Origin of the sequence: Rhodopseudomonas pseudopalustris, from assembly GCF_900110435.1 — a bacterium.
Classification (GTDB): domain Bacteria; phylum Pseudomonadota; class Alphaproteobacteria; order Rhizobiales; family Xanthobacteraceae; genus Rhodopseudomonas; species Rhodopseudomonas pseudopalustris.
Genome location: NZ_FODT01000005.1, coordinates 341,713 through 367,157, shown reverse-complemented (window position 1 = coordinate 367,157; position 25,445 = coordinate 341,713). Strand labels below are relative to the sequence as shown.

General features: G+C 63.9%; 26 protein-coding genes and 1 tRNA gene. 24 read left to right on the top strand and 3 right to left on the bottom strand.

What is annotated here, in order from left to right:
• Positions 1 to 104: 104 nt before the first annotated feature.
• Together pepT and BMY71_RS12775 are read right to left on the bottom strand one after the other, a co-directional pair.
• The gene (gene pepT / locus BMY71_RS12780) at positions 105 to 1,397 is read right to left on the bottom strand and encodes a peptidase T (protein WP_430715328.1); all 1,293 of its coding nucleotides are present in this window, start codon (positions 1,395 to 1,397) and stop codon (positions 105 to 107) included.
• Between the two features lie 93 nt (positions 1,398 to 1,490).
• Positions 1,491 to 1,802: an HU family DNA-binding protein gene (locus tag BMY71_RS12775; protein ID WP_011503293.1), complete on the bottom strand. Its 312-nt coding sequence runs from the start codon at positions 1,800 to 1,802 to the stop codon at positions 1,491 to 1,493.
• A gap of 248 nt (positions 1,803 to 2,050) precedes the next feature.
• Between BMY71_RS12775 and BMY71_RS12770 the strand changes: the two genes are divergently transcribed.
• A tRNA-Asp gene (locus BMY71_RS12770) sits at positions 2,051 to 2,127 on the top strand.
• A 340-nt stretch (positions 2,128 to 2,467) separates the two neighbouring features.
• Here BMY71_RS12770 and BMY71_RS12765 read toward each other — a convergent pair.
• Positions 2,468 to 2,662: a hypothetical protein gene (locus BMY71_RS12765; protein WP_011503292.1), complete on the bottom strand. Its 195-nt coding sequence runs from the start codon at positions 2,660 to 2,662 to the stop codon at positions 2,468 to 2,470.
• Positions 2,663 to 2,998: 336 nt separating this feature from the next.
• Between BMY71_RS12765 and BMY71_RS12760 the strand changes: the two genes are divergently transcribed.
• The 23 genes from BMY71_RS12760 (at position 2,999) to proS (ending at position 25,441) form a co-directional block, all read left to right on the top strand.
• A complete protein-coding gene (locus tag BMY71_RS12760) occupies positions 2,999 to 3,364 on the top strand; it encodes an NADH-quinone oxidoreductase subunit A (RefSeq protein WP_011441460.1) in 366 nt (121 codons plus the stop codon).
• Positions 3,365 to 3,375: 11 nt separating this feature from the next.
• Complete coding sequence (locus BMY71_RS12755) at positions 3,376 to 3,975, top strand: NuoB/complex I 20 kDa subunit family protein (protein WP_092684140.1); 600 nt, start codon at positions 3,376 to 3,378, stop codon at positions 3,973 to 3,975.
• A 13-nt stretch (positions 3,976 to 3,988) separates the two neighbouring features.
• Positions 3,989 to 4,603 carry an NADH-quinone oxidoreductase subunit C gene (locus BMY71_RS12750; protein WP_092684138.1) on the top strand — a complete coding sequence of 205 codons (615 nt, stop codon included), beginning with the start codon at positions 3,989 to 3,991 and terminating at the stop codon, positions 4,601 to 4,603.
• Between the two features lie 69 nt (positions 4,604 to 4,672).
• Positions 4,673 to 5,908 (top strand): NADH-quinone oxidoreductase subunit D, encoded by a 1,236-nt coding sequence (locus tag BMY71_RS12745; RefSeq protein WP_049760699.1) that lies wholly within the window; start codon positions 4,673 to 4,675, stop codon positions 5,906 to 5,908.
• Positions 5,905 to 6,876: an FkbM family methyltransferase gene (locus tag BMY71_RS12740; RefSeq protein ID WP_092684136.1), complete on the top strand. Its 972-nt coding sequence runs from the start codon at positions 5,905 to 5,907 to the stop codon at positions 6,874 to 6,876. The genes BMY71_RS12745 and BMY71_RS12740 overlap by 4 nt, the downstream gene beginning before the upstream one ends.
• A gap of 2 nt (positions 6,877 to 6,878) precedes the next feature.
• A complete protein-coding gene (gene nuoE, locus BMY71_RS12735) occupies positions 6,879 to 7,628 on the top strand; it encodes an NADH-quinone oxidoreductase subunit NuoE (protein ID WP_092684134.1) in 750 nt (249 codons plus the stop codon).
• Positions 7,625 to 7,840 carry a hypothetical protein gene (locus BMY71_RS12730; RefSeq protein WP_041805345.1) on the top strand — a complete coding sequence of 72 codons (216 nt, stop codon included), beginning with the start codon at positions 7,625 to 7,627 and terminating at the stop codon, positions 7,838 to 7,840. Before nuoE ends, BMY71_RS12730 begins: the two co-directional genes overlap by 4 nt.
• An 18-nt stretch (positions 7,841 to 7,858) precedes the next feature.
• The gene (gene nuoF / locus BMY71_RS12725; protein WP_011503285.1) at positions 7,859 to 9,184 is read left to right on the top strand and encodes an NADH-quinone oxidoreductase subunit NuoF; all 1,326 of its coding nucleotides are present in this window, start codon (positions 7,859 to 7,861) and stop codon (positions 9,182 to 9,184) included.
• Positions 9,185 to 9,189: 5 nt separating this feature from the next.
• Entirely contained in the window at positions 9,190 to 11,265 is a 2,076-nt protein-coding gene (gene nuoG / locus BMY71_RS12720; protein WP_092684132.1) for an NADH-quinone oxidoreductase subunit NuoG, read from the top strand.
• A 9-nt stretch (positions 11,266 to 11,274) separates the two neighbouring features.
• Positions 11,275 to 12,300, top strand: coding sequence for an NADH-quinone oxidoreductase subunit NuoH (gene nuoH / locus BMY71_RS12715; RefSeq protein ID WP_011503283.1), 1,026 nt, complete (start codon positions 11,275 to 11,277; stop codon positions 12,298 to 12,300).
• 7 nt (positions 12,301 to 12,307) lie between these two features.
• Positions 12,308 to 12,796: an NADH-quinone oxidoreductase subunit NuoI gene (nuoI, locus tag BMY71_RS12710; RefSeq protein ID WP_011503282.1), complete on the top strand. Its 489-nt coding sequence runs from the start codon at positions 12,308 to 12,310 to the stop codon at positions 12,794 to 12,796.
• Positions 12,797 to 12,805: 9 nt separating this feature from the next.
• Positions 12,806 to 13,444: an NADH-quinone oxidoreductase subunit J gene (locus tag BMY71_RS12705; RefSeq protein WP_011503281.1), complete on the top strand. Its 639-nt coding sequence runs from the start codon at positions 12,806 to 12,808 to the stop codon at positions 13,442 to 13,444.
• Positions 13,441 to 13,752: an NADH-quinone oxidoreductase subunit NuoK gene (nuoK, locus tag BMY71_RS12700; RefSeq protein ID WP_011503280.1), complete on the top strand. Its 312-nt coding sequence runs from the start codon at positions 13,441 to 13,443 to the stop codon at positions 13,750 to 13,752. Before BMY71_RS12705 ends, nuoK begins: the two co-directional genes overlap by 4 nt.
• A gap of 65 nt (positions 13,753 to 13,817) precedes the next feature.
• Positions 13,818 to 15,911 carry an NADH-quinone oxidoreductase subunit L gene (gene nuoL, locus BMY71_RS12695; protein WP_092684130.1) on the top strand — a complete coding sequence of 698 codons (2,094 nt, stop codon included), beginning with the start codon at positions 13,818 to 13,820 and terminating at the stop codon, positions 15,909 to 15,911.
• The gene (locus BMY71_RS12690) at positions 15,911 to 17,428 is read left to right on the top strand and encodes an NADH-quinone oxidoreductase subunit M (RefSeq protein ID WP_011503278.1); all 1,518 of its coding nucleotides are present in this window, start codon (positions 15,911 to 15,913) and stop codon (positions 17,426 to 17,428) included. Before nuoL ends, BMY71_RS12690 begins: the two co-directional genes overlap by 1 nt.
• Before the next feature lie 19 nt (positions 17,429 to 17,447).
• Positions 17,448 to 18,884, top strand: a complete 1,437-nt coding sequence (nuoN, locus tag BMY71_RS12685; RefSeq protein WP_011503277.1) for an NADH-quinone oxidoreductase subunit NuoN — start codon at positions 17,448 to 17,450, stop codon at positions 18,882 to 18,884.
• Positions 18,885 to 19,694, top strand: coding sequence for a biotin--[acetyl-CoA-carboxylase] ligase (locus BMY71_RS12680; RefSeq protein WP_092684128.1), 810 nt, complete (start codon positions 18,885 to 18,887; stop codon positions 19,692 to 19,694).
• Positions 19,694 to 21,364, top strand: a complete 1,671-nt coding sequence (locus BMY71_RS12675; protein ID WP_092684126.1) for a ribonuclease J — start codon at positions 19,694 to 19,696, stop codon at positions 21,362 to 21,364. The genes BMY71_RS12680 and BMY71_RS12675 overlap by 1 nt, the downstream gene beginning before the upstream one ends.
• A 138-nt stretch (positions 21,365 to 21,502) precedes the next feature.
• Positions 21,503 to 21,907 carry a methylmalonyl-CoA epimerase gene (gene mce, locus BMY71_RS12670; RefSeq protein ID WP_092684124.1) on the top strand — a complete coding sequence of 135 codons (405 nt, stop codon included), beginning with the start codon at positions 21,503 to 21,505 and terminating at the stop codon, positions 21,905 to 21,907.
• The gene (locus BMY71_RS12665) at positions 21,908 to 22,192 is read left to right on the top strand and encodes a DUF1467 family protein (protein WP_011503273.1); all 285 of its coding nucleotides are present in this window, start codon (positions 21,908 to 21,910) and stop codon (positions 22,190 to 22,192) included.
• Between the two features lie 546 nt (positions 22,193 to 22,738).
• Positions 22,739 to 23,119, top strand: a complete 381-nt coding sequence (locus BMY71_RS12660; RefSeq protein ID WP_244526043.1) for a DUF2946 family protein — start codon at positions 22,739 to 22,741, stop codon at positions 23,117 to 23,119.
• 205 nt (positions 23,120 to 23,324) lie between these two features.
• Positions 23,325 to 23,846 carry a copper chaperone PCu(A)C gene (locus BMY71_RS12655; protein WP_092684120.1) on the top strand — a complete coding sequence of 174 codons (522 nt, stop codon included), beginning with the start codon at positions 23,325 to 23,327 and terminating at the stop codon, positions 23,844 to 23,846.
• Between the two features lie 275 nt (positions 23,847 to 24,121).
• Positions 24,122 to 25,441, top strand: coding sequence for a proline--tRNA ligase (gene proS / locus BMY71_RS12650; protein WP_092684118.1), 1,320 nt, complete (start codon positions 24,122 to 24,124; stop codon positions 25,439 to 25,441).
• Positions 25,442 to 25,445: the final 4 nt, after the last annotated feature.

The window sequence follows — 25,445 nt, the reverse complement described above, 5'->3', positions numbered from 1 at the left end:
GATCCCGAAAAGGGGATACCGGTTTTCGGAAAAGATCATGCTCGAACAAGAACCTAGAGCGGGATGACGATTCGAAGATAAGTCATCCTGCTCTAGAACGCGGCTTACGCCTGCTCCTCGAAGATCATCGCCAGATGCACGATGGTGCGAACGGCGGCCTCCATGTCCTGGCGGCTGACCCATTCGAGCCTTGAATGGAAGGCGTGTTCGCCGGCGAAGATGTTGGGGCAGGGCAGCCCCATGAACGACAGCCGCGAGCCGTCGGTGCCGCCGCGAATCGCGGTGGTGACCGGCGTCAGGCCGGCGCGTCGAATCGCCTCGCGGGCGTTCTCGACCAGCTCGGGATGGCGGTCGAGCACCTGCTTCATGTTGCGATACTGCTGCTTGATCTCGATCGTCGCGGTCGAGCGCGGATAATCGCGCATCACTTCGTCGACGATTCGCTGCAGCAGCGCTTCCTTCTGCTGCAGTCCGGCCTCGGTGAAGTCGCGGACGATGAAACTCAGCGTGGTCTGCTCCAGCGCGCCGGTGATGCCGACCGGATGCAGGAAGCCCTCGCGGCCCTCGGTGGTTTCCGGCGAGCAGGCGTCCCTGGGAAGCCGTTCCACGATCGCCGCAGCGATCTTGATGGCGTGCTCCATCTTGCCCTTGGCGAAGCCCGGATGGGCGCTCACGCCGGTGATGGTGACGACCGCCGAATCGGCGGAGAAGGTTTCGTCCTCGATATTGCCCGCGGTCTCGCCGTCCATGGTGTAGGCGAAATCGGCGCCGAGTTTGGCGAGGTCGACCTTGTCGACGCCGCGGCCGATCTCCTCGTCGGGCGTGAACAGGACTTTGAGCGTGCCATGCCTGATCTGCGGATTGGCGATCAGGAATGCCGCGGCGTCCATGATCTCCGCGATTCCGGCCTTGTTGTCCGCCCCGAGCAAGGTGACGCCATCGGTCGTGACGATGTCATGGCCGATCTGCTGCGCCAGCGCCGGATGCTCGGTCGCGCGGATGACCTGCGTCGGGTCCGCCGGCAGGACGATGTCGCCACCCTGATAGTTCTTCACGATCTGAGGCTTGACGCCTTCGCCTGAACAATCGGGTGAGGTGTCCATATGCGCGCAGAAGCAGATCACCGGGACGTTTTTGTCAGTGGTCGCCGGGATCGTGGCGTAGACGTAGCCGTGCTCGTCGAGATGGGCGTCCGAAAGCCCGAGATCGCGCAGCTCCTGCACCAGCAAGGCGCCGAGGGTCTTCTGCTTCGCGGTCGAGGGGCAGGTCGAAGAGGCGGGATCGGACTGGGTGTCGATCGCGACATAGCGCAGAAAGCGCTCAATGACGCTGTGGCTGAAATCGATTTGGCTGGAGCGGATCGGTGAAGAGTTCACTGCAGGACCGCCAGACCTCACAAAGACCGAAATACCGGGATCGTTACAAATCGCCATCCCGGGCAGCCGCGAGGCGGCCTCCCGGGATCGCGTGGATCGTCCGAAGGGGAAACTTCAGATGGCTTCCTTGAGTTCCTTCGCGGCGCGGAACGCGACCTTCTTGCTGGCCTTGATCTGGATGGTCTCGCCGGTGGCGGGGTTGCGGCCGGTGCGGGCAGCGCGCTTGCGGACCTGCAGGATGCCGAGGCCGACGATGCGGATGCGCTCGCCCTTCTTGAGGTGCTTGGTGATGCGGGCGACGAGGTCGCCGAGGATGGCTTCGGTCTGCTTCTTCGACAGCTCGTGCTCTTCGGCGAGCGCCGCGGCGAGATGCTTCAGGGTGACGGTTGTGGGTGTCGCGGCTTTCGCAACTGCTTTCTTCGCCATATTTAGCCCTCCGGGTTTTGTAGCGGCTTAGGAAACTAAGACGTAGCAGGCCTTAGATGATTCGGGTGGGGACTGCATACGCTGTTTTGCCCGTAAACAGCCCATTATTCGCATCGCGTGCCTGAAAACCGCCGGGATCAAAGGACAACCGCGATCCCGTGTGGGCGGAAACGCAACCTCTCGCGCAACCCGCTTGACTCGGGAGGAACGCCCCGTTAGATCGACCGCCTGCGCGGGACGCAAACCACGCGGGAGTAGCTCAGTTGGTTAGAGCGCCGGCCTGTCACGCCGGAGGTCGCGGGTTCGAGCCCCGTCTCTCGCGCCATTCAGCCTTGTCATTCAGGCGTTTGGCGAAAACTCGCAAATCCCCGAAATCAATCTGTTGATGCATGGTGCCGCTTCGCGCGTTTGCAGGCAGCCTGGTGCTGTTTGAACGTGACCGCCCGCGTCGACTCCGGCCGTGCGCGGGTGGTTCTGCGCCCTGGCCGGTACGGCAGCGTCGACGAGGTCAGATTCGGTTCAGCACGTTGTGGAGAAGTCGCGGCAGCCGCGACGCTTCGTCGCTCTTCGAAATTGTCCGAGGGTGGATGAATCAAAAAGGCCGCTCGAAGGCGGCCGATCTCGACATTCTGTGAAAGGCGTTGCGGGCAGGCGACCCGCCGAAATTATCTCACGATCGAGCTTTCGGAACTCGTGACGGTGATCTGCTTTGTTGCCTTCACGACATGAGCGGTCTGGCTGTAGTCGGCGCTCACCCGGGCGCTGATACCGAACGCGGCGACACCGATGCCGGCAACCAGAGCCACCACGACAATCTTCAGATGGGTCGCCCGATCCGCTGAATGAATTGAGTGATTCATCTGACGCCTCCGCGCGGGGTCTCGTTGCCTTCTTCAATGCACACAGACTTACCCGGCGTGTGTTTCAGGATAGTTTCGCGGGTTCCGAAAATGGTTTCGTTTGACCCAGCTATGGTTTCCGGAAGGTATACGGGGCAATTTCGGGGAGCTGGCGTCGAAGCTTTGAACGTGCGTTTGAAACCGTGTTGCGATCAGCCACGCGGTGTCCACATGGCGAGGTACCTAGGTGTCAACACAGCTTGTCTTGCGCCCCCTGTTGCACTGCGCTAAGCGGTAGAACAATTCAAATGCAAACGAGTCTTCGGCGGTGCAACAACCGCGGGATAGGGAACGGTGATGAGCGGCATTCTGCCGAACTATCTGCCAATCGTTGTGTTCATTCTTGTTGCGGCTGGACTGAGCTTCGTGCTCCTGGTGGCGCCCTTTGCCGTCGCCTATCAACAGCCCGACCCTGAAAAACTCTCAGCCTATGAATGCGGGTTCAACGCTTTCGGCGACGCCCGCATGAAATTCGACGTCAGGTTCTACCTGGTCGCCATCCTCTTCATCATCTTCGACCTCGAGGTCGCGTTCCTGTTCCCTTGGGCGGTTGCTTTCGGCAAGCTAGGCGCCACCGGCTTCTGGTCGATGATGGTGTTCCTCGGCGTGTTGACTGTCGGCTTTGCATACGAGTGGAAGAAGGGCGCGCTGGAATGGGATTGAGTTCATCCTCCATGCAACAGCAAGCGTCGGCACTGCGCCCCGAAGGCGCGCAGCCGCTGATCGCGCGCGCGCCGAGCGGCATCATCGATCCGAACACCGGAAAGCCTGTTGGCGCAGATGATCCGTTCTTCCTGGGCGTCAATCGCGAGTTGTCCGACAAGGGCTTCTTCGTTGCAGCGACCGACGATCTGATCACCTGGGCGCGCACCGGCTCGCTGATGTGGATGACATTCGGTCTTGCCTGCTGTGCGGTCGAGATGATGCAGTTGTCGATGCCGCGATACGACGCCGAACGTTTCGGCTTTGCGCCGCGCGCCTCGCCGCGCCAGTCCGACGTCATGATCGTGGCCGGAACGCTGACCAACAAGATGGCCCCGGCGCTGCGCAAGGTCTACGACCAGATGCCGGAGCCGCGTTACGTGATCTCGATGGGATCATGCGCCAACGGCGGCGGCTATTATCACTACTCCTATTCCGTGGTGCGCGGCTGCGATCGCATCGTCCCGATCGACATCTATGTTCCGGGCTGCCCGCCGACCGCAGAAGCTCTGCTGTACGGCGTGATGCTGCTGCAGAAGAAGATCCGTCGGACTGGCACTATCGAACGCTGAAGAAAGCTGCTTCATGGACGACAACGGGCTCGACACCCTGGGTCAGACGATCGTCGGCGCCTTGCCGGGTGCTGCGATCGGTCACGTGGTCACGTATAGCGAACTGACCGTGACGATCGACGCCACGAAGGTGGTGGATGTGGTGCGGTTCCTGCGCGACGATCCGCGCTGCCGCTTCATCAATATCGTCGACGTCACCGCGGTCGACTATCCGGGCCGCGTGCCGCGCTTCGATCTGGTGTATCACTTCCTGTCGCCGACGCTGAATGCGCGAATCCGGCTGCGCGCCGAAGTCGGCGAAACCACTTTGGTGCCGTCGATCATCAGCGTGTTTCCGGGCACCGACTGGTTCGAACGCGAGGTCTACGACCTCTATGGCATCATCATCACCGGCCACCCCGATATGCGCCGGTTGCTCACCGATTACGGCTTCGACGGCCACCCGCTGCGCAAGGATTTTCCGCTCACCGGCTTCGTCGAAGTCCGCTACGACGACGACCAGAAGCGGGTGGTCTACGAGCCGGTGCGGCTCAACCAGGAATTCCGCAAATTCGATTTCCAGTCGCCGTGGGAAGGAGCGGACTATCCGATCCTGCCGGGCGACGAGAAGGCCGGGGTGAAGCCGTGATCGCATTCGCCACCCGTCATTCGCCGTTGTTGGTCTGCAAGCGGAGCGTGTCCCATGGCTGAAGCTCCCATGGCTCAAGCTCCCACGGCTCAAGCTCCCACGGCTGAAGCCGCTGCCGAGGCCCCGGGCCTGCGCAACTTCACGATCAATTTCGGACCGCAGCACCCGGCGGCGCATGGCGTGTTGCGATTGGTGCTGGAACTCGATGGCGAAGTGGTCGAGCGGGTCGATCCGCATATCGGCCTTCTGCATCGCGGCACCGAGAAGCTGATCGAGCACAAGACCTATCTGCAGGCGATCCCGTATTTCGACCGGCTCGACTACGTCGCGCCGATGAATCAGGAGCACGCGTTCTGCCTCGCGGTGGAGAAGCTGCTCGGCATCGCCGTGCCGCGCCGCGCGCAGCTGATCCGCGTGCTGTATTGCGAGATCGGCCGCATCCTGTCGCATCTGCTCAACGTCACCACTCAGGCGATGGACGTCGGCGCGCTGACCCCGCCGCTGTGGGGGTTCGAGGAACGCGAAAAGCTGATGATGTTCTACGAGCGCGCCTCCGGCAGCCGGATGCACGCGGCGTATTTCCGCGTCGGCGGCGTGCATCAGGATCTGCCGCCGCAGCTCGTCGCGGATATCGACAGCTGGTGCGACAGCTTCATTCAGGTGGTCGACGATCTCGAGACGCTGCTCACCGACAACCGCATTTTCAAGCAGCGCAACGTCGACATCGGCGTGGTGACGCTGGAGCAGGCGTGGGAATGGGGCTTCTCCGGGGTGATGGTGCGCGGCTCCGGCGCCGCCTGGGATCTGCGCAAGTCGCAGCCCTACGAGTGCTACGCCGAGATGGATTTCGACATTCCGATCGGCAAGAACGGCGACTGCTACGACCGCTATTGCCTGCGCGTCGAGGAGATGCGGCAGTCGATTCGGATCATGAAGCAGTGCATCGCCAAGCTGCGCGCGCCGGACGGGCAGGGCCGGGTGGCGATCGACGACAACAAGATCTTCCCGCCGCGCCGTGGCGAGATGAAGCGCTCGATGGAATCGCTGATCCATCACTTCAAGCTGTACACCGAGGGCTTCCGCGTGCCGGAAGGCGAGGTCTATGTCGCGGTCGAGGCGCCGAAGGGCGAGTTCGGCGTGTATCTGGTCTCGGACGGCAGCAACAAGCCGTACAAGTGCAAGATCCGCGCGCCGGGCTTCGCGCATCTGCAGGCGATGGACTTCATCTGCCGCGGCCATCTGCTCGCCGACGTTTCGGCGATTCTGGGTTCGCTCGACATCGTGTTCGGAGAGGTCGATCGGTGATCGCGCCAAAGCCCATTCAGTTCGACCGCGCCACCGGCGCTCTCGAGGGCGCGAACGCTCTCGAGCGCCTGGCTGCGTGCGCGCTGGTGATGGGCGCGCGGGTGTCGTCGGGGTTCTCGTATCGCGGCTACAACGCCGCGGCGAACTTGATGCGCAAGGCGTTGCCGCAACGCGACATCGCCATCAAGCTCAACCCTGACGCCACCTTCGTGTTTCCTTACGGCGACGGCTACTGGAGCAAGCTGCTCGAGCTCTCGTATCGTTACGAGATCGAACTCGATCTGCTGTTCGAAGGCTCCGCCGATGTCGACTACACGCTGATCGATTGCGGCGCTAACTACGGCTACTGGTCGGTGCTGGTGTCGAGCAAGCCGTTCGGCGCGCATCGAGCGATTGCGATCGAACCGTCGCGCGCCAACTTCGCCCGGCTCGCACACAACGCGCATGTCAACAGCGACCGTTTCGAAGTGATGAAATGCGCGATCGGTGCGCAGCGCGGCACCGCGACGCTGTCGGGCACCAAGCACGAAGCGCTCAGCATCGTCGGCAGCGCCCGCGCGGCCGGTGAGGACGTTCCGGTGATCCGCCTCGACGACCTGCTCGACGAAGGCCGGATCGCGCACGGCGGCAAGTATCTGGTCAAGCTCGACGTCGAAGGCGTCGAGATCGACGCGATCCGCGGCGGCGAGCGGCTGCTGCAGGGCGACACCGCAATCATTTGCGAGGAGCACGGCAGCGACCGCGATCATACCGTGTCGCGCTTCATCCTCGAACACACCCCGATGAAGCTCGTGGTCTACGATCCCGGCAGCAACCAGTTCGAGACCGTCGTCGACCTCGCGATCCTCGACCGCATCAAGGTCGCGTCGAATGTCGGCTACAACGTCGTCGGAACTGCGAGCGCGTTCTGGCAGACCCGTATTGAAAACCTGAATGCGAGCGCGGCCAAGCGCTCGATGAGAAACTGATCATGTCCGTTCGTCGTCTGGCTCCCAAGGAGCTGCAGCCCGAAAGCTTCGCCTTCTCCGAGGAAAACCTCGCATGGGCCAAGCGTGAGATCACGAAATACCCGCCCGGCCGGCAGTTCTCGGCGGTGATCGCCATTATGTGGCGGGCCCAGGAGCAATGCGGCGGCTGGTTGCCGGAAGCGGCGATCCGCGTCATCGGCGACATGCTCGGGATGCCGCACATTCGCGCCCTCGAGGTCGCGACCTTCTACACGATGTTCCAGCTCAACCCGGTCGGCAAGAAGGCGCATGTGCAGGTCTGCGGCACGACGCCGTGCCGGCTGCGCGGCGCCGGCGAGCTGATCGAGGTCTGTAAGAGCCGTATCCACCATGACCCGTTGCATCTGTCCGCCGACGGCGATTTCAGTTGGGAAGAGGTCGAGTGCGCCGGCGCCTGCGTCAACGCGCCGATGGTGCAGATCTGGAAAGATACCTACGAGGACCTGACGCCGGAGAGCCTGAACAAGGTGCTCGACGGGTTCGTCTCCGGCAACAAGCCGAAGCCCGGCCCGCAGAACGGTCGCCAGTATGCAGCGCCGATCAGCGGTCCGACGACGCTGAAGACCGGCGGGATCAATGTCGCGACCGACACCCATGACGGGCCGGCGCTGACCGATCAGGAACCCAAGAAGGCGAGCGAATCCGCCAATACGCAGGAGCGTCCCGCGCCGAAGGCGCCGGTTGCCGACGCGACTGAAAAGAACCCGCCATGACCGAGCCGAGCAGGGCGGCCTCGCGCCGCGCGGAGAGGGCCGAAACGATGCGCCAGCCGATCTATATTGCGATGCACGCGGTCATCGCCGCGAGCTTCATTTTTCTACTGCAGCGCTACGCGCTGAGTGCGACACTCGAATCGAGCCTGCTTTGGGCGCTTACCTTCGGTGTCTGCGCCGCCGGCCTGGCTTACATGCAATCCAATCGCTGACAGGGAACGCCGCAAGCCATGCTGGACGACAAGGACCGCATCTTCCGGAACCTGTACGGGCTCGACGACTGGGGCCTCAAAGGCGCGCGCCGTCGCGGCCAATGGGAAGGCACCAAGGCGATCATCGACAAGGGCCGCGACTGGATCATCAGCGAGATGAAGGCGTCGGGCCTGCGCGGCCGCGGCGGCGCCGGCTTCCCGACCGGCCTGAAATGGTCCTTCATGCCGAAGGACAATGCCGACGGCCGGCCGAGCTATCTCGTCGTCAACGCCGACGAGTCGGAGCCCGGAACCTGCAAAGACCGCGAGATCATGCGGCACGATCCGCACACGCTGGTCGAGGGTTGCCTCGTCGCCGGCTGCGCGATGGGCGCCCATGTCGGTTACATCTACGTCCGTGGTGAGTTCATCCGCGAGCGTGAGCATCTGCAGGCGGCGATCGATCAGGCCTACGAGGCCAAGCTGATCGGCAAGGACAACGTCCACGGCTTTCCGTTCGACCTCTATGTCGCGCACGGCGCCGGCGCCTATATCTGCGGCGAAGAGACCGCGCTGCTGGAGAGCCTCGAAGGCAAGAAGGGCCAGCCGCGGCTGAAGCCGCCGTTCCCGGCCAATGTCGGCCTGTATGGCTGCCCGACCACCGTCAACAACGTCGAGTCGATCGCGGTGGCGCCGGACATCCTGCGCCGCGGCGCATCCTGGTTCGCCGGCATCGGCCGGGCGAACAATGTCGGCACCAAGCTGTACGGCATCTCCGGCCACGTCAACACGCCCTGCGTCGTCGAAGAGGCGATGAGCATCCCGTTCCGCGAACTGATCGAAAAGCACGGCGGCGGCATCCGCGGCGGCTGGGACAATCTGCTGGCGATCATTCCCGGCGGCGCGTCGTGTCCGCTGATCCCGGCAGCCGATTGCCAAGAGCTGATCATGGATTTCGACGGCACCCGCGCGGTGAAGTCGAGCTTCGGCACCGCCGGCGTCATCGTGATGGACAAGTCCACCGACATCGTCGCCGCGATCGCCCGCATCAGCTACTTCTTCAAACACGAGAGCTGCGGCCAGTGCACGCCGTGCCGCGAGGGCACCGGCTGGATGTGGCGCGTGCTCGACCGGATGGTGCACGGCCGCGCCCACAAGCGCGAGATCGACATGCTGCTGGAGGTCACCAAGCAGGTCGAAGGCCACACCATCTGCGCGCTCGGCGACGCCGCGGCCTGGCCGATTCAGGGCCTGATCCGCGCCTTCCGCCCGGAGATCGAGCGCCGCATCGACGATTTCTCGCGCAAGGCCACGCTCGACGATCAGGGCGTGCTCGATCCGGCGCATATGGTGGCGGCGGAGTAACAGCCATGATCAAGATCATCGTCGACGGCAAGGAAGTCGAGGTTCCGCCGGAATACACGCTGCTGCAGGCCTGCGAACAGGCCGGCGCGGAGATTCCGCGGTTCTGCTATCACGAGCGGCTGTCGATCGCCGGCAATTGCCGGATGTGTCTGGTCGAGCTGAAGGGCACGCCGAAGCCGGTGGCGAGCTGCGCATGGGGCGTGCGCGATTGTCGGCCCGGCCCGAACGGCGAACTGCCTGAGATCAACACCAAATCGCCGATGGTGAAGAAGGCCCGCGAGGGCGTGATGGAGTTCCTGCTGATCAACCATCCGCTCGACTGCCCGATCTGCGATCAGGGCGGCGAGTGCGACCTGCAGGATCAGGCGATGGGCTACGGCGTCGACTCCAGCCGCTTCGCCGAGAACAAGCGCGCGGTCGAGGACAAGTACCTCGGCGTGCTGGTCAAGACCTCGATGAACCGCTGCATCCAGTGCACCCGCTGCGTGCGCTTCGCCGCCGAAGTCTGCGGCGTGCCGGAAATGGGCGCGACCGGTCGCGGCGAGGACATGGAGATAACCACCTATCTCGAAAGCGCTCTGACCTCGGAGCTGCAGGGCAATCTGGTCGACATCTGCCCGGTGGGCGCGCTGACCTCGAAGCCTTACGCGTTCGCGGCGCGTCCCTGGGAGCTCGGCAAGACGCAGTCGATCGACGTCATGGACGGCTTGGGCTCGGCGATCCGGGTCGACACCCGTGGCCGCGAGGTGATGCGGATCCTGCCGCGCATCAACGAGGCGATCAATGAGGAGTGGATTTCCGACAAGACCCGCCATGTCATCGACGGACTGCGCACCCAGCGCCTCGACCAGCCCTATGTCCGCGAGGGCGGCAAGCTGCGTCCGGCGAGCTGGCCGGAAGCGTTCGGCGCCATCAAGGCGAAACTCGCCGGCGTCGGCGGCAAGAAGATCGGCGCGATCGCCGGCGATCTCGCCGCGGTCGAGGAGATGTTCGCGCTGAAGCAGTTGCTCGAAAAGCTCGGCTCTTCGAACCTCGCAGCCCCGAGCGTCGCGGCGTTCGATCCGAAGGCGGGACGGGCGTCCTACATCTTCAATCCCACCATCGCCGGCATCGAGCAGGCCGACGCGCTGCTGATCATCGGCTCCAACCCGCGCAAGGAAGCGGCGATTCTCAACGCCCGCATCCGCAAGCGCTGGCGCAGCGGCGGGATGCCGATCGGCGTGATCGGCGAGCGGGCGGATTTGACCTATCCGACCGACTATCTCGGCGCCGGCGCCGAGACGCTGGCCGACATCGCGTCGGGCAAACATCCGTTCGCCGAGACGCTGAAGAAGGCCAAGCACCCGATCGTGCTGATCGGCGCCGCGGCGATGCCACGCCGCGATGGCGCAGCGCTGCTGTCGGCGGCCGCCAAGCTCGCCGTCGATGTCGGCGCGCTGGCCGACGGCTGGAACGGTTTCGCCGTTCTGCATCCGGCGGCATCGAGCGTCGGTGCGCTGGACATCGGCTTTGCGCCCGGCGCAGGCGGCATGGACGCCACGCAGATGACGACGCAGGGCGCGATCGACGTGCTGTTCTCGCTCGGCTCCGACGAAGTGAAGCTGCCGGACGGCGCGTTCGTGGTCTATATCGGCACCCATGGCGACCGCGGGGCGCATCGCGCCGACGTCATTCTGCCGGGCGCGGCCTATACCGAGAAGTCGGGCATCTACGTCAACACCGAGGGCCGTGTGCAGATCGCCAATCGCGCGTCGTTCCCGCCGGGCGAGGCGCGCGAAGACTGGTCGATCATCCGCGCGCTGTCGGAAGCGCTCGGCCACAAGCTGCCCTACGACTCTCTGGCTGCGCTGCGAAAGGCGATCTTTGCCGCCGTGCCGCATTTGATGCGGGTCGACCAGATCGAGGCCGGCGACGCCGGCGCCGTGCGCACGCTCGCCGCCGTCGGCGGCAGCGTCGACAAGGCGCCGTTCAAGCCGGCGATTTCCGATTTCTACATGACCAACCCGATCGCGCGGGCCTCGGCCGTGATGGCGGAATGCTCCCGCCTTGCGTCGGGGCAGTTGCTGACGGCGGCGGAGTAGGCGAGACAAATGGCTGAATTCTTCGCGACCAACCTGTGGCCGCTGATCATCGTGATCGGGCAGAGCGTGCTGCTGCTCGTGCTGTTGCTGATCTCGATCGCCTATATCCTGCTTGCCGACCGCAAGATCTGGGCGGCGGTGCAGTTGCGGCGCGGACCGAACGTGGTCGGGCCGTGGGGCCTGCTGCAATCCTTCGCCGATCTTCTGAAGTTTGTCGTGAAGGAGCCGACGGTTCCGTCAGGCGCCAACAAGGGCGTGTTCCTGCTCGCGCCGCTGGTGACCTGCGTTCTGGCGTTAGCGGCCTGGGCCGTCATCCCGGTCAATGCCGGCTGGGTGATCGCGGACATCAATGTCGGCGTGCTGTACATCCTCGCGGTGTCGTCGCTGTCGGTCTACGGCATCATCATGGCCGGCTGGTCGTCGAACTCGAAATATCCGTTCCTGGCCGCGCTGCGCTCGGCGGCGCAGATGGTGTCCTACGAGGTCTCGATCGGCTTCGTGGTGATCTGCGTGCTGCTGTGCGTAGGTTCGCTCAATCTCACCGCGATCGTCGAGGCGCAGAATTCGCAATGGGGCATGCTCGGCTGGTACTGGCTTCCGCTGTTTCCGATGTTCGTGGTGTTCTACGTTTCGGCGCTGGCGGAAACCAACCGCCCGCCGTTCGACCTCGTCGAAGCCGAATCCGAGCTGGTCGCCGGCTTCATGGTCGAGTACTCGTCGACGCCGTATCTGCTGTTCATGCTCGGCGAATACGTCGCGATCGTCACGATGTGCGCGATGGGGACGATCCTGTTCCTCGGCGGCTGGCTGCCGCCGGTGCCTTACGCCCCGTTCACCTGGGTGCCGGGGATCGTGTGGTTCGCGCTCAAAGTCCTGTTCATGTTCTTCCTGTTTGCGATGGCCAAGGCGATCGTACCGCGCTACCGCTACGACCAACTGATGCGGCTCGGCTGGAAGGTGTTCCTGCCGCTGTCGCTGGCGATGGTGGTGATCGTCGCAGCTGTCCTGCAATTCGCGGGGCTCGCGCCGAAATGAGGCCCTCATGAATATCAACGCAACCGCCCGTTCGCTGCTGCTGACGGAATTCGTATCGGCGTTCTTCCTCGCCATGCGCTATTTCTTCAGGCCGAAGCCGACGATCAATTATCCTTTCGAGAAGAACCCGATCTCGCCCCGCTTCCGCGGCGAGCACGCGCTGCGCCGCTATCCGAACGGCGAGGAGCGCTGCATCGCCTGCAAACTGTGCGAGGCGATCTGTCCGGCGCAGGCGATCACCATCGAGGCCGGTCCACGGCGCAACGACGGCACCCGCCGCACCGTGCGCTACGACATCGACATGGTGAAATGCATCTATTGCGGGCTGTGCCAGGAAGCCTGTCCGGTCGACGCGATCGTCGAGGGGCCGAACTTCGAGTTCGCCACCGAAACACGCGAGGAACTCTACTACGACAAGGCGAGGCTGCTGGCGAATGGCGACCGCTGGGAGCGCGAGATCGCGAAGTCCATCGAACTCGACGCGCCGTACCGGTGAGCTGACGCCATGTCCATGCCTGTTCTGTTCTTTTATCTCTACGCCGGGGCCGCAATCGCCGCCGCCGTGATGGTCGTCGTTGCGCGCAATCCGGTGCATTCGGCGCTGTTCCTGATCCTGGTCTTCGTCAACGCCGCCGGCATGTTCGTGCTGATGGGCGCCGAATTCCTGGCGATGATCCTGATCGTGGTCTATGTCGGCGCAGTCGCCGTCCTGTTCCTGTTCGTGATCATGATGCTGGACGTCGATTTCAGCCGGCTGCGCGAGGGCTTCCTCGAATATCTGCCGTTCGGCCTCCTGATCGGAGCGATCTTCCTCGCCGAACTGCTGTTGCTGGCCGGCGGCTGGGTGATCACCCCGACCATCACCAAGACGATCACGGCGCCGATCCCGACCAATGTCAGCAACACCGAGGCGCTCGGCCTGGTGCTGTACACCCGCTACATCCACTACTTCCAGATCTCGGGTGTGATCCTGCTGGTGGCGATGATCGGCGCGATCGTGCTGACGCTGCGCCACAAGAAGTCGGTGAAGCGGCAGAACATCAACGAGCAGAACGCCAGGACCAAAGAGGCCGCGATGGCGATCCGGCAGGTCAAGCCGGGGCAGGGGCTGTCCGAAAGCGACTCCGCGGAGTGGGTGCGATGAACGAGATCGGTCTGGGACACTTCCTGTCGGTCGCCGCGGTGCTGTTCACGCTCGGCACGCTCGGCATCTTCCTCAATCGCAAGAACGTCATCATCATCCTGATGTCGATCGAGCTGATGCTGCTCGCCGTCAACATCAACCTGGTGGCGTTCTCGATCTATCTCAACGACATCGTCGGCCAGGTCTTTGCGCTGTTGGTGCTGACCGTCGCCGCGGCCGAGGCCGCGATCGGCCTCGCGGTGTTGGTGGTGTTCTTCCGCAACCGCGGTTCGATCGCGGTTGAGGATATCAACTTGATGAAGGGCTAGGGCATGATCGGCAATCACCCGTCGCGGGCTCGCGGCGCGATCCGGCTCCGAGCGAAGGCGCGAGCATGATCGAGGCTATCGTTTTCCTGCCGCTGATCGGCGCACTGATCGCGGCCGTCATCGCCCTTGCCGGCGCCCATGCCCGACACCCGAGCGGCGACACCGTCGAGCACACCGATCATGGCCACGGCCATGGCGCCGACGCGCACGGTCTCGATGCTCACGCACACGGCGATACAGCGCATGAAGCCGGACCTGACGATCGCGGCCATCATCATGGCCCGGTCGAGCCGATCGCGATGGGATCGCGCACCGCCGAGGTGATCACCACCGCGCTGCTGCTGGTCTCGGCCGCGCTGTCCTGGGTGACGCTGGTCGATGTCGGCTTCATGCATCACGACGCCCGTGTCGCGCTGTTCCCGTGGATCAACTCCGGCGACCTTCAGGTCGCATGGTCGTTGCGGGTCGACACCCTGACCGCGGTAATGCTGGTGGTGGTGACGACGGTGTCGTCGCTGGTTCACCTGTATTCGATCGGCTACATGCACGAGGATCCGCATCGGCCGCGGTTCTTCGGTTATCTGTCGCTGTTCACCTTCGCGATGCTGATGCTGGTGACCGCCGACAATCTGGTGCAGATGTTCTTCGGCTGGGAAGGCGTCGGTCTGGCGAGCTATCTTCTGATCGGATTCTGGTATCAGCGGCCGTCTGCGAACGCCGCAGCAATCAAGGCCTTCGTCGTCAACCGCGTCGGCGATTTCGGATTTTACCTCGGCATCTTCTCGGTCTTCATGCTGGTCGGCTCGACCGATTTCGAGACCATTTTCGCAGCCGCTCCCGGTCTGACCGGTAAGACCATCAACTTCTTCGGCTGGCACGCCGATGCGCTGACCCTGATCTGCCTGCTGCTGTTCATGGGCGCGATGGGCAAGTCGGCTCAGTTCCTGCTGCACACCTGGCTGCCGGACGCGATGGAAGGCCCGACCCCGGTGTCGGCGCTGATCCACGCCGCGACCATGGTCACCGCCGGCGTGTTCATGGTGGCCCGGCTGTCGCCGCTGTTCGAGCTTGCGCCGAATGCCCAGGCCTTCGTGATGCTGATCGGCGGCACCACCGCGCTGTTCGCGGCGACCGTCGGTCTGGTGCAGAACGACATCAAGCGGATCGTGGCGTATTCGACCTGCTCGCAGCTCGGCTACATGTTCGTGGCGATGGGCGCCGGCGCCTATTCGGTCGGCATGTTCCATCTGTTCACGCACGCCTTCTTCAAGGCGCTGCTGTTCTTGGGCGCGGGCTCGGTGATTCATGCGATGCATCACGAGCAGGACATCCGCCACATGGGCGGCCTGAAGAACCGCATCCCGTTCACCTACATCGTGATGGTGATCGGCACGCTGGCGCTGACCGGCTTCCCGCTGACCGCCGGCTATTTCTCCAAGGACGCGATCATCGAGGCGGCCTACGTCTCGAAAAATCCGATGGCGTTCTACGGCTTCGTCATGACGGTCGTGGCGGCCCTGCTGACCTCGTTCTATTCGTGGCGGCTGATCTTCAAGACCTTCCACGGCGAGCCGCACGACCAGAAGCACTATGAAGCCGCGCACGAAAGCCCGCTGACGATGACGATCCCGCTGTTCGTCCTCGCGGTCGGCGCGCTGGCGGCCGGCTATCCGTTCAAGGAGCTGTTCGCCGGTCACGGCATCGAGGAGTTCTTCCGCACCTCGCTGAAGATGCATCCGGGCATCATCGAGGAGATGCACCACATCCCGGCCTCGATTGCCTTGCTGCCGACGGTGATGATGGTGGTGGGCTTCCTGGTTTCGTGGCTGTTCTACATCCGCCGACCGTATCTGCCGGTCGAACTCGCGACCCAGCACCCGCTGCTGTACAAATTCCTGCTCAACAAGTGGTACTTCGACGAGCTTTACGAGGTGATCTTCGTGCGGCCGGCGAAGTGGATCGGCCGCCAGCTCTGGAAGAAGGGCGACGGCATGTTGATCGACGGCATCGGCCCGGACGGCGTCTCCGCCCGCGTGCTCGACGTCACCCGCGGCGTCGTCAAGCTGCAGACCGGCTATCTCTACCACTACGCGTTCGCGATGCTGATCGGCGTCGCCGGTCTGATCACCTGGTTCATGCTCGGCGGGGGAGGCCGGTAATGTCGGCTTCAATCATGACCTGGCCGGTCCTCTCGGTCGTCACCTTCCTTCCGGTGGTCGGTGCGGCGCTGGTTTATCTCAGCCGCGGCGACGACGAGGCGGCGCGCCGCAATGCGCGCTGGATCGCGCTGTGGACCACGCTCATCACCTTCGCGGTGTCGCTGATCCTGTTGTGGCGCTACGACGCCGCCAATCCGGGCTTCCAGTTCGTCGAGAAAGCGCCCTGGCTCGCCAGCGGCATCGGCTATCACATGGGCGTCGACGGCATTTCGTTGCCGTTCGTGATCCTCACCACCGCGCTGATGCCGTTCTGCATCATCGCGAGCTGGAAGTCGGTCACGATGCGCGTGCGCGAATACATGATGGCGTTTCTGGTGCTGGAAACGCTGATGATCGGCACCTTCTCGGCGCTGGATCTGGTGCTGTTCTATCTGTTCTTCGAAGGCGGCCTGATCCCGATGTTCCTGATCATCGGCGTCTGGGGCGGTCCGCGCCGGGTCTATGCCAGCTTCAAGTTCTTTCTCTACACGCTGCTCGGCTCGGTGCTGATGCTGCTGGCGATCATGGCGCTGTACTGGACCGCCGGCACCACCGACATTCCGACGCTGATGAACACCGCCGTTCCGCGCAATCTGCAGACCTGGGCGTGGCTCGCCTTCTTCGCCTCGTTCGCGGTCAAGATGCCGATGTGGCCGGTGCACACCTGGCTCCCGGATGCGCATGTCGAGGCGCCGACCGCGGGCTCCGTGGTGCTGGCCGCGATCCTGCTGAAGATGGGCGGCTACGGCTTCCTGCGGTTCTCGCTGCCGATGTTCCCGGAAGCGTCGCTGTATTTCGCGCCGCTGGTCTATGCGCTGTCGGTGATCGCGATCGTCTACACCTCGCTGGTCGCGCTGATGCAGGAGGATATCAAGAAGCTGATCGCGTACTCCTCGGTCGCGCATATGGGCTTCGTCACGATGGGCATTTTCGCCGGCAACACTCAGGGCGTCGCCGGCAGCGTGTTCCAGATGATCTCGCACGGCATCGTGTCCGGCGCGCTGTTCCTTTGCGTCGGCGTCGTCTACGACCGGATGCACACCCGCGAGATCGCGGCCTATGGCGGCCTCGTCAACCGGATGCCGATTTACGCCTTCGTGTTCCTGGTGTTTACCATGGCGAATGTCGGCCTGCCGGGCACCTCGGGCTTCGTCGGCGAATTCCTGACGCTGCTGGGGACCTTCCGGGTCAACATTCCGACCGCGACCATCGCCACGCTCGGCGTGATCCTGTCGGCAGCGTACGCGCTGTGGCTCTATCGCAAGGTGGTGTTCGGCACGCTGACCAAGCCGGCGCTGGGCACTATCAAGGACCTGACCTGGCGCGAGGGGATCACGCTGGCCCCGCTGGTCGTGCTGACCATTCTGTTCGGCTTCTACCCGAAGCCGGTTCTGGATATGTCGGCCGCCTCGGTCCAACAGCTCGTCAACAATTACGCCGCCGCCGTGACTGCCGTAAAGGCAGCCGCGCTTCCGTAACCGGCAAGGACTGCACGCTATGAACTTCGAAACCGCCGGTTATTCGTTGCAACCGATCATGCCGGAACTCGTGCTGGTGATCGGCGCGATGCTTCTCCTGATGCTCGGCGCCTATCGTGGCGAGCGCACCACCGGCCTCATTACGACGCTTGCGGTCTTGCTGCTGGTCGCGACCGGCGCGCTCGAACTGATGCTGCCGGCCGGCAAGCTGGTCACCTTCGGCGGCAGCTTCATCGTCGACGACTTCGCCCGCTTTCTGAAGGTGCTGGCGCTGATCGGTTCAGCGGTCACGCTGATCCTGTCGGCCGAAATCCTGTCGAATCCGTCGCGGCGGATTTTCGAATACGCGATCCTGGTGCTGTTGTCGTCGGCGGGCATGATGCTGCTGATCTCGGCCGGCGACCTGATCATGCTGTATCTCGGTCTCGAACTGATGAGCCTCGCGCTCTACGTCGTTGCGGCGAGCAACCGTGAGGATGCCAAGTCGAACGAGGCCGGCATGAAGTACTTCGTGCTCGGCGCGCTGTCGTCGGGCATGCTGCTGTACGGCGCCTCGCTGATCTACGGCTTCACCGGCACGGTGCAGTTCGCTGGCATAGCCGCCGCCGCCAAGGACGGCAGCGTCGGCCTGGTGTTCGGTCTGGTGTTCCTGCTCGCCGGCCTGTGCTTCAAGGTCTCGGCGGTGCCGTTCCATATGTGGACGCCGGACGTCTATGAAGGCGCGCCGACCCCGGTCACCGCGTTCTTCGCCTCGGCGCCCAAGGTCGCGGGCCTTGCGGTGTTCACCCGCGTGACGCTGACGGCGTTTCCCGGGATCGTGCCGCAGTGGCAGCAGATCGTGGTGTTCGTCGCGATCGCCTCGATGGCGCTGGGCTCGTTCGCGGCGATCGGGCAGAAGAACATCAAGCGCCTGATGGCGTATTCGGCGATCGGCCATATCGGATTCGCGCTGGTCGGCCTGTCGGCCGGAACGGTCGAAGGCGCGCAGGGCGTCATCATCTACATCTCGATCTATGTCGCGATGACGCTGGGGGCGTTCGCGGTGATCCTGGCGATGCGCCGCAACGGCCTGCATGTGGAGAACATCAGCGACTTCGCCGGTCTGTCGCGCACCAAGCCGGCGCTGGCGTTCTTCTTCGCGATGCTGCTGTTCTCGATGGCCGGCATCCCGCCGCTCGCCGGCTTCTTCGCCAAATTCTACGTGTTTATGGCGGCGATCAAGGCCGGGCTGTTTGCGCTGGCGGTGATCGGCGTCGTAACCAGCGTGGTCGGCGCCTATTACTATCTCGCGATCATCAAGGTGATGTATTTCGACGAGCCGGCGCCGGGCGTTGATCCGATGCGGCTGGAGCTGCGCGGCGTGCTGGTGATCGCCGGCCTGTTCAACATGCTGTTCTTCATCTATCCGGCGCCGCTGGTGAACGCCGCGACGGCGGCAGCCAAGTCGCTGTTCTAGATGGCTCTGCAACTCGGGCCGAGAGCAAAGGCGGCGGGATATCGTCTCGCCGCCTTCGATGCGATCGGCTCGACCAATTCGGAGGCTCTGGCGCAGGCGCGCGCCGGCGAGCGCGGACCGATGTGGTTCGTCACCACCGAGCAGACGGCAGGCCGCGGCCGACGGCAGCGCGCGTGGATCGCGCCGCGGGGTAATCTCGCCGCCACCGTTCTCGAAGTGTTGGCTGTGCCGCCCGGCGTTGCCGCCACGCTCGGCTTTGCTGCGGGGCTGGCGCTGGAGACGGCGCTGCAGCAGGTCAGCTTCGAAGCGCGGGCGCGGGCAGGCGGGGCGGATTTCGGCTTCCGCCTGAAATGGCCGAACGACGTGCTGGCGGGCGGCAAGAAGCTGACCGGCATCCTGCTTGAAGCCGAAAGCGTCGGCGCCGACCGTCTCGCCGTCGTGGTCGGCATCGGCACCAACGTGGTGGCGGCTCCGGACGATACGCCTTACCCCGCTGCGTCGCTGCACGGCCTCGGCATTCACGTCAGCGCCGAAGACCTGTTCGCGGCCTTGTCGGATGCCTGGGCAGAGACGCGCGCGGTGTGGAACGAGGGGCGTGGATTCGGCGAGATCCGTCGGCAGTGGCTCGCGCGCGCCGCTGGACTCGGCGGGCCGGTGTCGGTCCAATCAGGATCAACGACCATCGACGGCATTTTTGATACGATTGACGAAACAGGCTGCCTGATCGTGCGCACCTCCGACGGCAGACGTGTGCCGGTTTCGGCCGGCGACGTGTATTTCAGAACGGCTGCATCAGCAGGAGCGAATTGATGGCGCGGCCGGACGAACTTACTTTTGCGCCCTTGGGCGGTGTCGGCGAAATTGGGATGAATCTGTCGATCTACGGGCTCGGCAACCGCCATCAGCGGAGCTGGCTCGCGGTCGATCTCGGCGTGTCGTTCGGCGACGAGGAACACCTGCCCGGCATCGATTTGATCATGCCGGATGTCCGGTTTCTCGAGAAAGAGAAGAAGAATCTGGTCGGGCTGGTGCTGACCCACGCCCACGAAGACCATTTCGGCGCCATCATCGACCTGTGGCCGAAGCTGCGCTGCCCGATCTATGCGACAAAGTTCAGCGCGGCGCTGTTCGCCGCCAAGCTCGCGGCCGAGCGCACCACGCTGAAGATCCCGATCACCGAGGTGCCGTCCGGCGGTCGCATCGATCTCGGGCCGTTCAACATCGAGTTCATCCCGGTCGCGCATTCGATTCCCGAATCGCACGCGCTGGCGATCCGCACCTCGGCCGGCCTCGTGCTGCACACCGGCGACTGGAAGATCGACCCGACGCCGGTGGTCGGCCCGCCCACCGACGAAAAGCGGCTGCGCGAACTCGGCGACGAGGGCGTGCTGGCGCTGATCGGCGATTCCACCAATGCGGTGCGCGACGGACGTTCGCCGTCGGAGACCGAGGTGGGCGCGTCGCTCACCGGCCTGATCAAGGCCGCCAAGGGCCGCGTCGCGGTGACGACCTTCGCCTCGAATGTCGGTCGCATTCATGCCGTCGCCCAAGCCGCTAAGGCGGCTGGGCGGGAAGTGGTGCTGGTCGGTCGCGCGATGGACCGCGTCTCGAACGTCGCGCGCGAATGCGGCTATCTCGACGGCATTCAGGGTTTCCGCGGGCCCGAATATTATGGCCATTTCCCGCCGGACAAGGTGCTGGCGCTGTGCACCGGCAGCCAGGGCGAGCCGCGCGCGGCGCTGGCGCGGATCGCGCGCGACGATCATCCCGAGATCACCCTGAACAAGGGCGACTGCGTGATCTTCTCGTCGCGCACCATTCCGGGCAACGAGAAGGCGGTCGGCAGCATCATCAACGGGCTGGTCAACCAGGGCATCGAGGTGATCACCGACCGCGATCATCTGGTGCACGTCTCCGGCCATCCGCGCCGCGAAGAACTGCGCGAGATGATCTCCTGGGTGCGGCCGCAACTGCTGATTCCGGTGCACGGCGAGGCGCTGCATCTCAACGAGCACGCCAAGCTGGCGCGGCAGATGGGTGTGCCCAAGGTGATGGTCTGCCGCAACGGCGATCTGGTCCGGCTCGGGCCGGGTGACCCTGCGATCATTGAACAATTGCCGTCGGGCCGGCTCTACAAGGACGGCACCATCCTCGAAGAGGAAAAGTCGCGCGCGGTGGTCGAACGTCGCAAGATGGCGTTCGCCGGCTGCGCCTTCGTGACGCTGGCATTGACCCAGGCCGGCGAGCTGGTCGACGATCCAGAAGTCGAACTGATCGGCATTCCGGAAAACAATAGCGCCGGCGAGCCGCTCGACGACATTGTGTTCGACGCCGTCGTGTCGACGGTCGAAGGGTTGCCGAAGGCGCGCAGGCGCGATCCCGATGCGGTCGCGGAATCGGTGCGGCGCACGGTGCGCTCTGTGGTGCAGACGGAGTGGGGCAAGAAGCCGTTGTGCTTCGTGCACGTGCTGAAGGTTTAGCGAGCGTTTTCGAGCGAACCGGAGACCGGCTCGCATGAAGACAGCGCTTCAAGGTTAGGAGCTGGAGCTTCGGTTCTGTTTCGATCAGACCGAAGCTCCGAGGATCGAACAACAAGAAACAACAAAGGAGACGTAATCATGCTGGGCCGGCTCAATCATGTGGCCATCGCGGTGAAGGATGCGGAGCAGGCGGCGAAGATCTACGGCGCTGCTTTCAACGCGGAGATTTCCGCGGCCGTGCCGTTGCCGGATCACGGCGTCATCACCGTGTTCGTGACGCTGCCGAACACCAAGATCGAATTCATCCAGCCGCTCGGCGAGGCGTCGCCGATCGCGAAGTTTCTGGAGCGAAACGCCGACGGCGGGATCCATCACGTCTGCTACGAAGTGCCGGACATCATCGCGGCGCGTGACACGCTGATCAAGGAGGGCGCTCGCGTGCTCGGCGACGGCCAGCCGAAGATCGGCGCGCACGGCAAGCCGGTGCTGTTTCTGCATCCGAAGGATTTCTCGGGCGCGCTGGTCGAAATCGAGCAGTCGTAAATGGTCGCCCAGGTCGCGAGTCTGCTGGCGATCTACTTTGTACTGTGGTGGGTCGTGCTGTTCATGGCCCTGCCATTCGGCGTGCGCAATCGCGCCGAGACCGGCGAGACGGACGGCGATGTTGCCGGCGCTGATCCCGGCGCACCGGTGAAGACGCTGATGGCCCGCAAGGTGCTGTGGACCACGCTGATCTCGGCAACGATCTTCGCCGCCGCGCTGTACGCCTATCGCTCCGGCTGGCTCGGCGTCGAACGGCTGTCAAAGCTGATGGGATTTCCGCTGTAGAACCCGCGCGCCAAGTCGATTCGCAGCGCTCATCATCGACCGACGACAATGGGTTCGTCGCGCGAATCGTGTGTGTCGCGTGAGCTGTCCGATGTGCGCGATTCGCTGTTCTGAACACGCCGTCCAAACGACAGGCGCTGAAGCAAAACAACGATAAGCGAGGCTGGAAAAAGAAAAGCAGGGCGGGTGCCCTGCTGAAAACTGTGTCGACCCTAATATTTTCCCGAATGATTTGAAGTTATTGTTTTGTTTGCCGGGCGACGCTGCATTTTTGCGCGTCAGGGTTCCTCCCGAGACTTGGACCACCAGACTTTCGCCCTAGGGCTATGCCTGTTGCTATATTCGTAACCGAAGTTTTTTGACTTGTCACCATTTTCGGCAACGAATGTTCAAATTTAAGGCGCGCGGTGAAATGAACGAAAACTCCCCATTTGCGGTCGGTTGTCGATTGCAGCTGTTATTGCTGGCTTAGAGGCGAGGGGATCTGACCGCGATCGACAGCGGTAAACCTGCGTGTTATTTCGCCACGATGGAGGACAGGCCGTGATGCGCCGACGTCTCTGGCGAGTGATTCCGATCTTTGCAGTTGCCCTGCTGGTGCAGCTGCTGTCGCCGATCGGAGCGTTCCGTTTCGTCGCCTCCGCGATCGCCGATCCCTCATCCTCCGTTCACCTTTGTTCCGTGATGGCGTCCGCCGATAATGGCGAGACCAGCCCGACCGGTGTGCCGCATGACGGCGGGTGTTGCGCGGTTTGCGCCGTCGGCCTCGGCGGAGCGCCGATGCCTGCGGCTGCGCCGCGGGAGTTCGCGGTGGTCGAGCGCACGTACCAGCGGCTGGTCTGGTCGGTGTCCGAACAGGCGCCGCCTGTCGCGCGCGCCGGGCTCAACGCACGGGCCCGCGCACCTCCGTCGCGGGTCGCCGCCTAGATTCTTGATGGAGCATGATCTTTTCCGAAAACCGGCATCCACTTTTCGGGATCATGCTCGAGCGTATTTTCGCCAAGTGCATTCGCAGCGTTCGCGCTGCCATCTTCTGAAGAGTTCATCGGACCGGGGCGGGGACGGATGCGTCGTGCATCCGCGCTGTCGTCGGACCGTTTCATCCCCAGCAAGTCCCATCGAGGATTCGATCATGAACAGACTCATTCGTACATTCGCCTCCGTTGCCGCCGTCAGCCTGCTGTCCGTCGCCGCCGTACAGGCGGCCGAAATCAAGGCCGGCGATCTGGTGATCACCGAAGCCTGGAGCCGCGCGACGCCCGGTGGCGCCAAGGTCGCCGGCGGCTTCCTGACCATCGACAACAAGGGCGCTGCGGCCGACCGGCTGGTGTCGGCGACGGCCGACGTCGCCGGCAAGGTCGAGGTCCACGAGATGTCGATGGACAACGGCGTGATGAAGATGCGGCTGCTGGACAAGGGCCTTTCAATCGAGCCGGGCAAGACCGTCAAGCTCGCGCCGGGCGGCTATCACATCATGCTGATGGACCTGAAAGGCCCGCTCAAGGAAGGCGAGAAGGTGCCGGTGACGCTGCAATTCGAAAAGGCCGGAAAGGTGCCGGTCACGCTCGATGTCGCGGGCGTCGGCGCCAAGGCGCCGGGCGATGCCGGCGGCAGCATGACGAAGACGGACCACAAGGGGCATTCCGGCCACTGAGGCAACCGCAGTGATGAAACGGAATGGGCACGCGTCGCGACCGCTTGGGCGGTCGCGGCGTTGATGGGCGGACCTGCCCCTTGAGCCGGGGCTTGCCCGGTCACGACGCTGGCGTCGCACCTGATCGACGCCAGCCGCCGCTCCAGCGCCGCGACCGACATCGCACGCTGAATCAGTGGTTTTCGCAAAGTTGCGCGGCCTTGCCCTTGTGTTTTGGCGTCCGATCCGGTTTCACTGGCGCAAACCTGATTTCCCCTGATTCTTGAGCAAATCCCATGCGTTTGTCGCGATTCTTCCTGCCGATCCTGAAGGAAAACCCGAAGGAAGCCGAGATCGTCTCGCACCGGCTGATGCTGCGCGCCGGGATGCTGCGCCAGGAAGCCGCCGGCATCTATGCCTGGCTGCCGCTCGGTCACCGGGTGCTGAAGAAGATCGAGCAGATCGTGCGCGAAGAGCAGAACCGCGCCGGCGCGATCGAGCTGCTGATGCCGACGCTGCAGCTCGCCGATCTGTGGCGCGAGAGCGGTCGCTACGACGCCTATGGTCCGGAGATGCTGCGGATCGCCGATCGCCACAAGCGCGAGCTGCTGTACGGGCCGACCAACGAGGAAATGATCACCGAGATCTTCCGCGCCTACGTCAAGTCGTACAAGAGCCTGCCGCTCAACCTGTATCACATCCAGTGGAAGTTCCGCGACGAGCAGCGCCCGCGCTTCGGCGTGATGCGCGGCCGCGAATTCCTGATGAAGGACGCCTATTCGTTCGACGTCGACGAGGCCGCCGCGCGCAAGTCGTATAATCGGATGTTCGTCGCCTATTTGCGGACCTTTGCGCGGATGGGGCTGAAGGCGATTCCGATGCGCGCCGAGACCGGACCGATCGGCGGCGACCTCAGCCACGAATTCATCGTGCTGGCCGATACCGGCGAGTCCGGCGTGTATTGCGATCGCGACGTGCTGAACCTGCCGGTGCCGGGCGAGGACGTCGACTATGATGGCGATCTGACGCCGATCATCCAGCAGTGGACCTCGGTCTACGCCGCGACAGAAGACGTGCATGACGCGGCCCGCTACGAGAGCGAAGTGCCCGAGGCCAACCGGCTCAACACCCGTGGCATCGAGGTCGGCCAGATTTTCTATTTCGGCACCAAATATTCCGACTCGATGAAGGCCAATGTCGCCGGCCCCGACGGCGCCGATGCGCCGATCCACGGCGGCTCCTACGGCGTCGGCGTGTCGCGCCTGGTCGGCGCGATCATCGAAGCCTGCCATGACGAGAACGGCATCAAGTGGCCGGAAGAGGTCGCGCCGTTCCGGGTCGCGATCCTCAACCTGAAGCAGGGCGATGCCCAGACCGATGCCGCGTGTGAGCAGCTTTATCGTGAGCTCGCGGCGAAGGGCGTCGATGTGCTGTATGACGACACCGACCAGCGCGCCGGCGCGAAGTTCGCGACCGCGGATCTGATCGGCATTCCGTGGCAGGTGCTGGTCGGGCCGAAGGGCCTGGCAGACGGCAAGGTCGAGCTGAAGCGGCGCAGTGACGGCTCGCGCGAGACGATCGCGTTGGCGGAGGCGGTCGCACGGCTTGCGCCGTAGAATT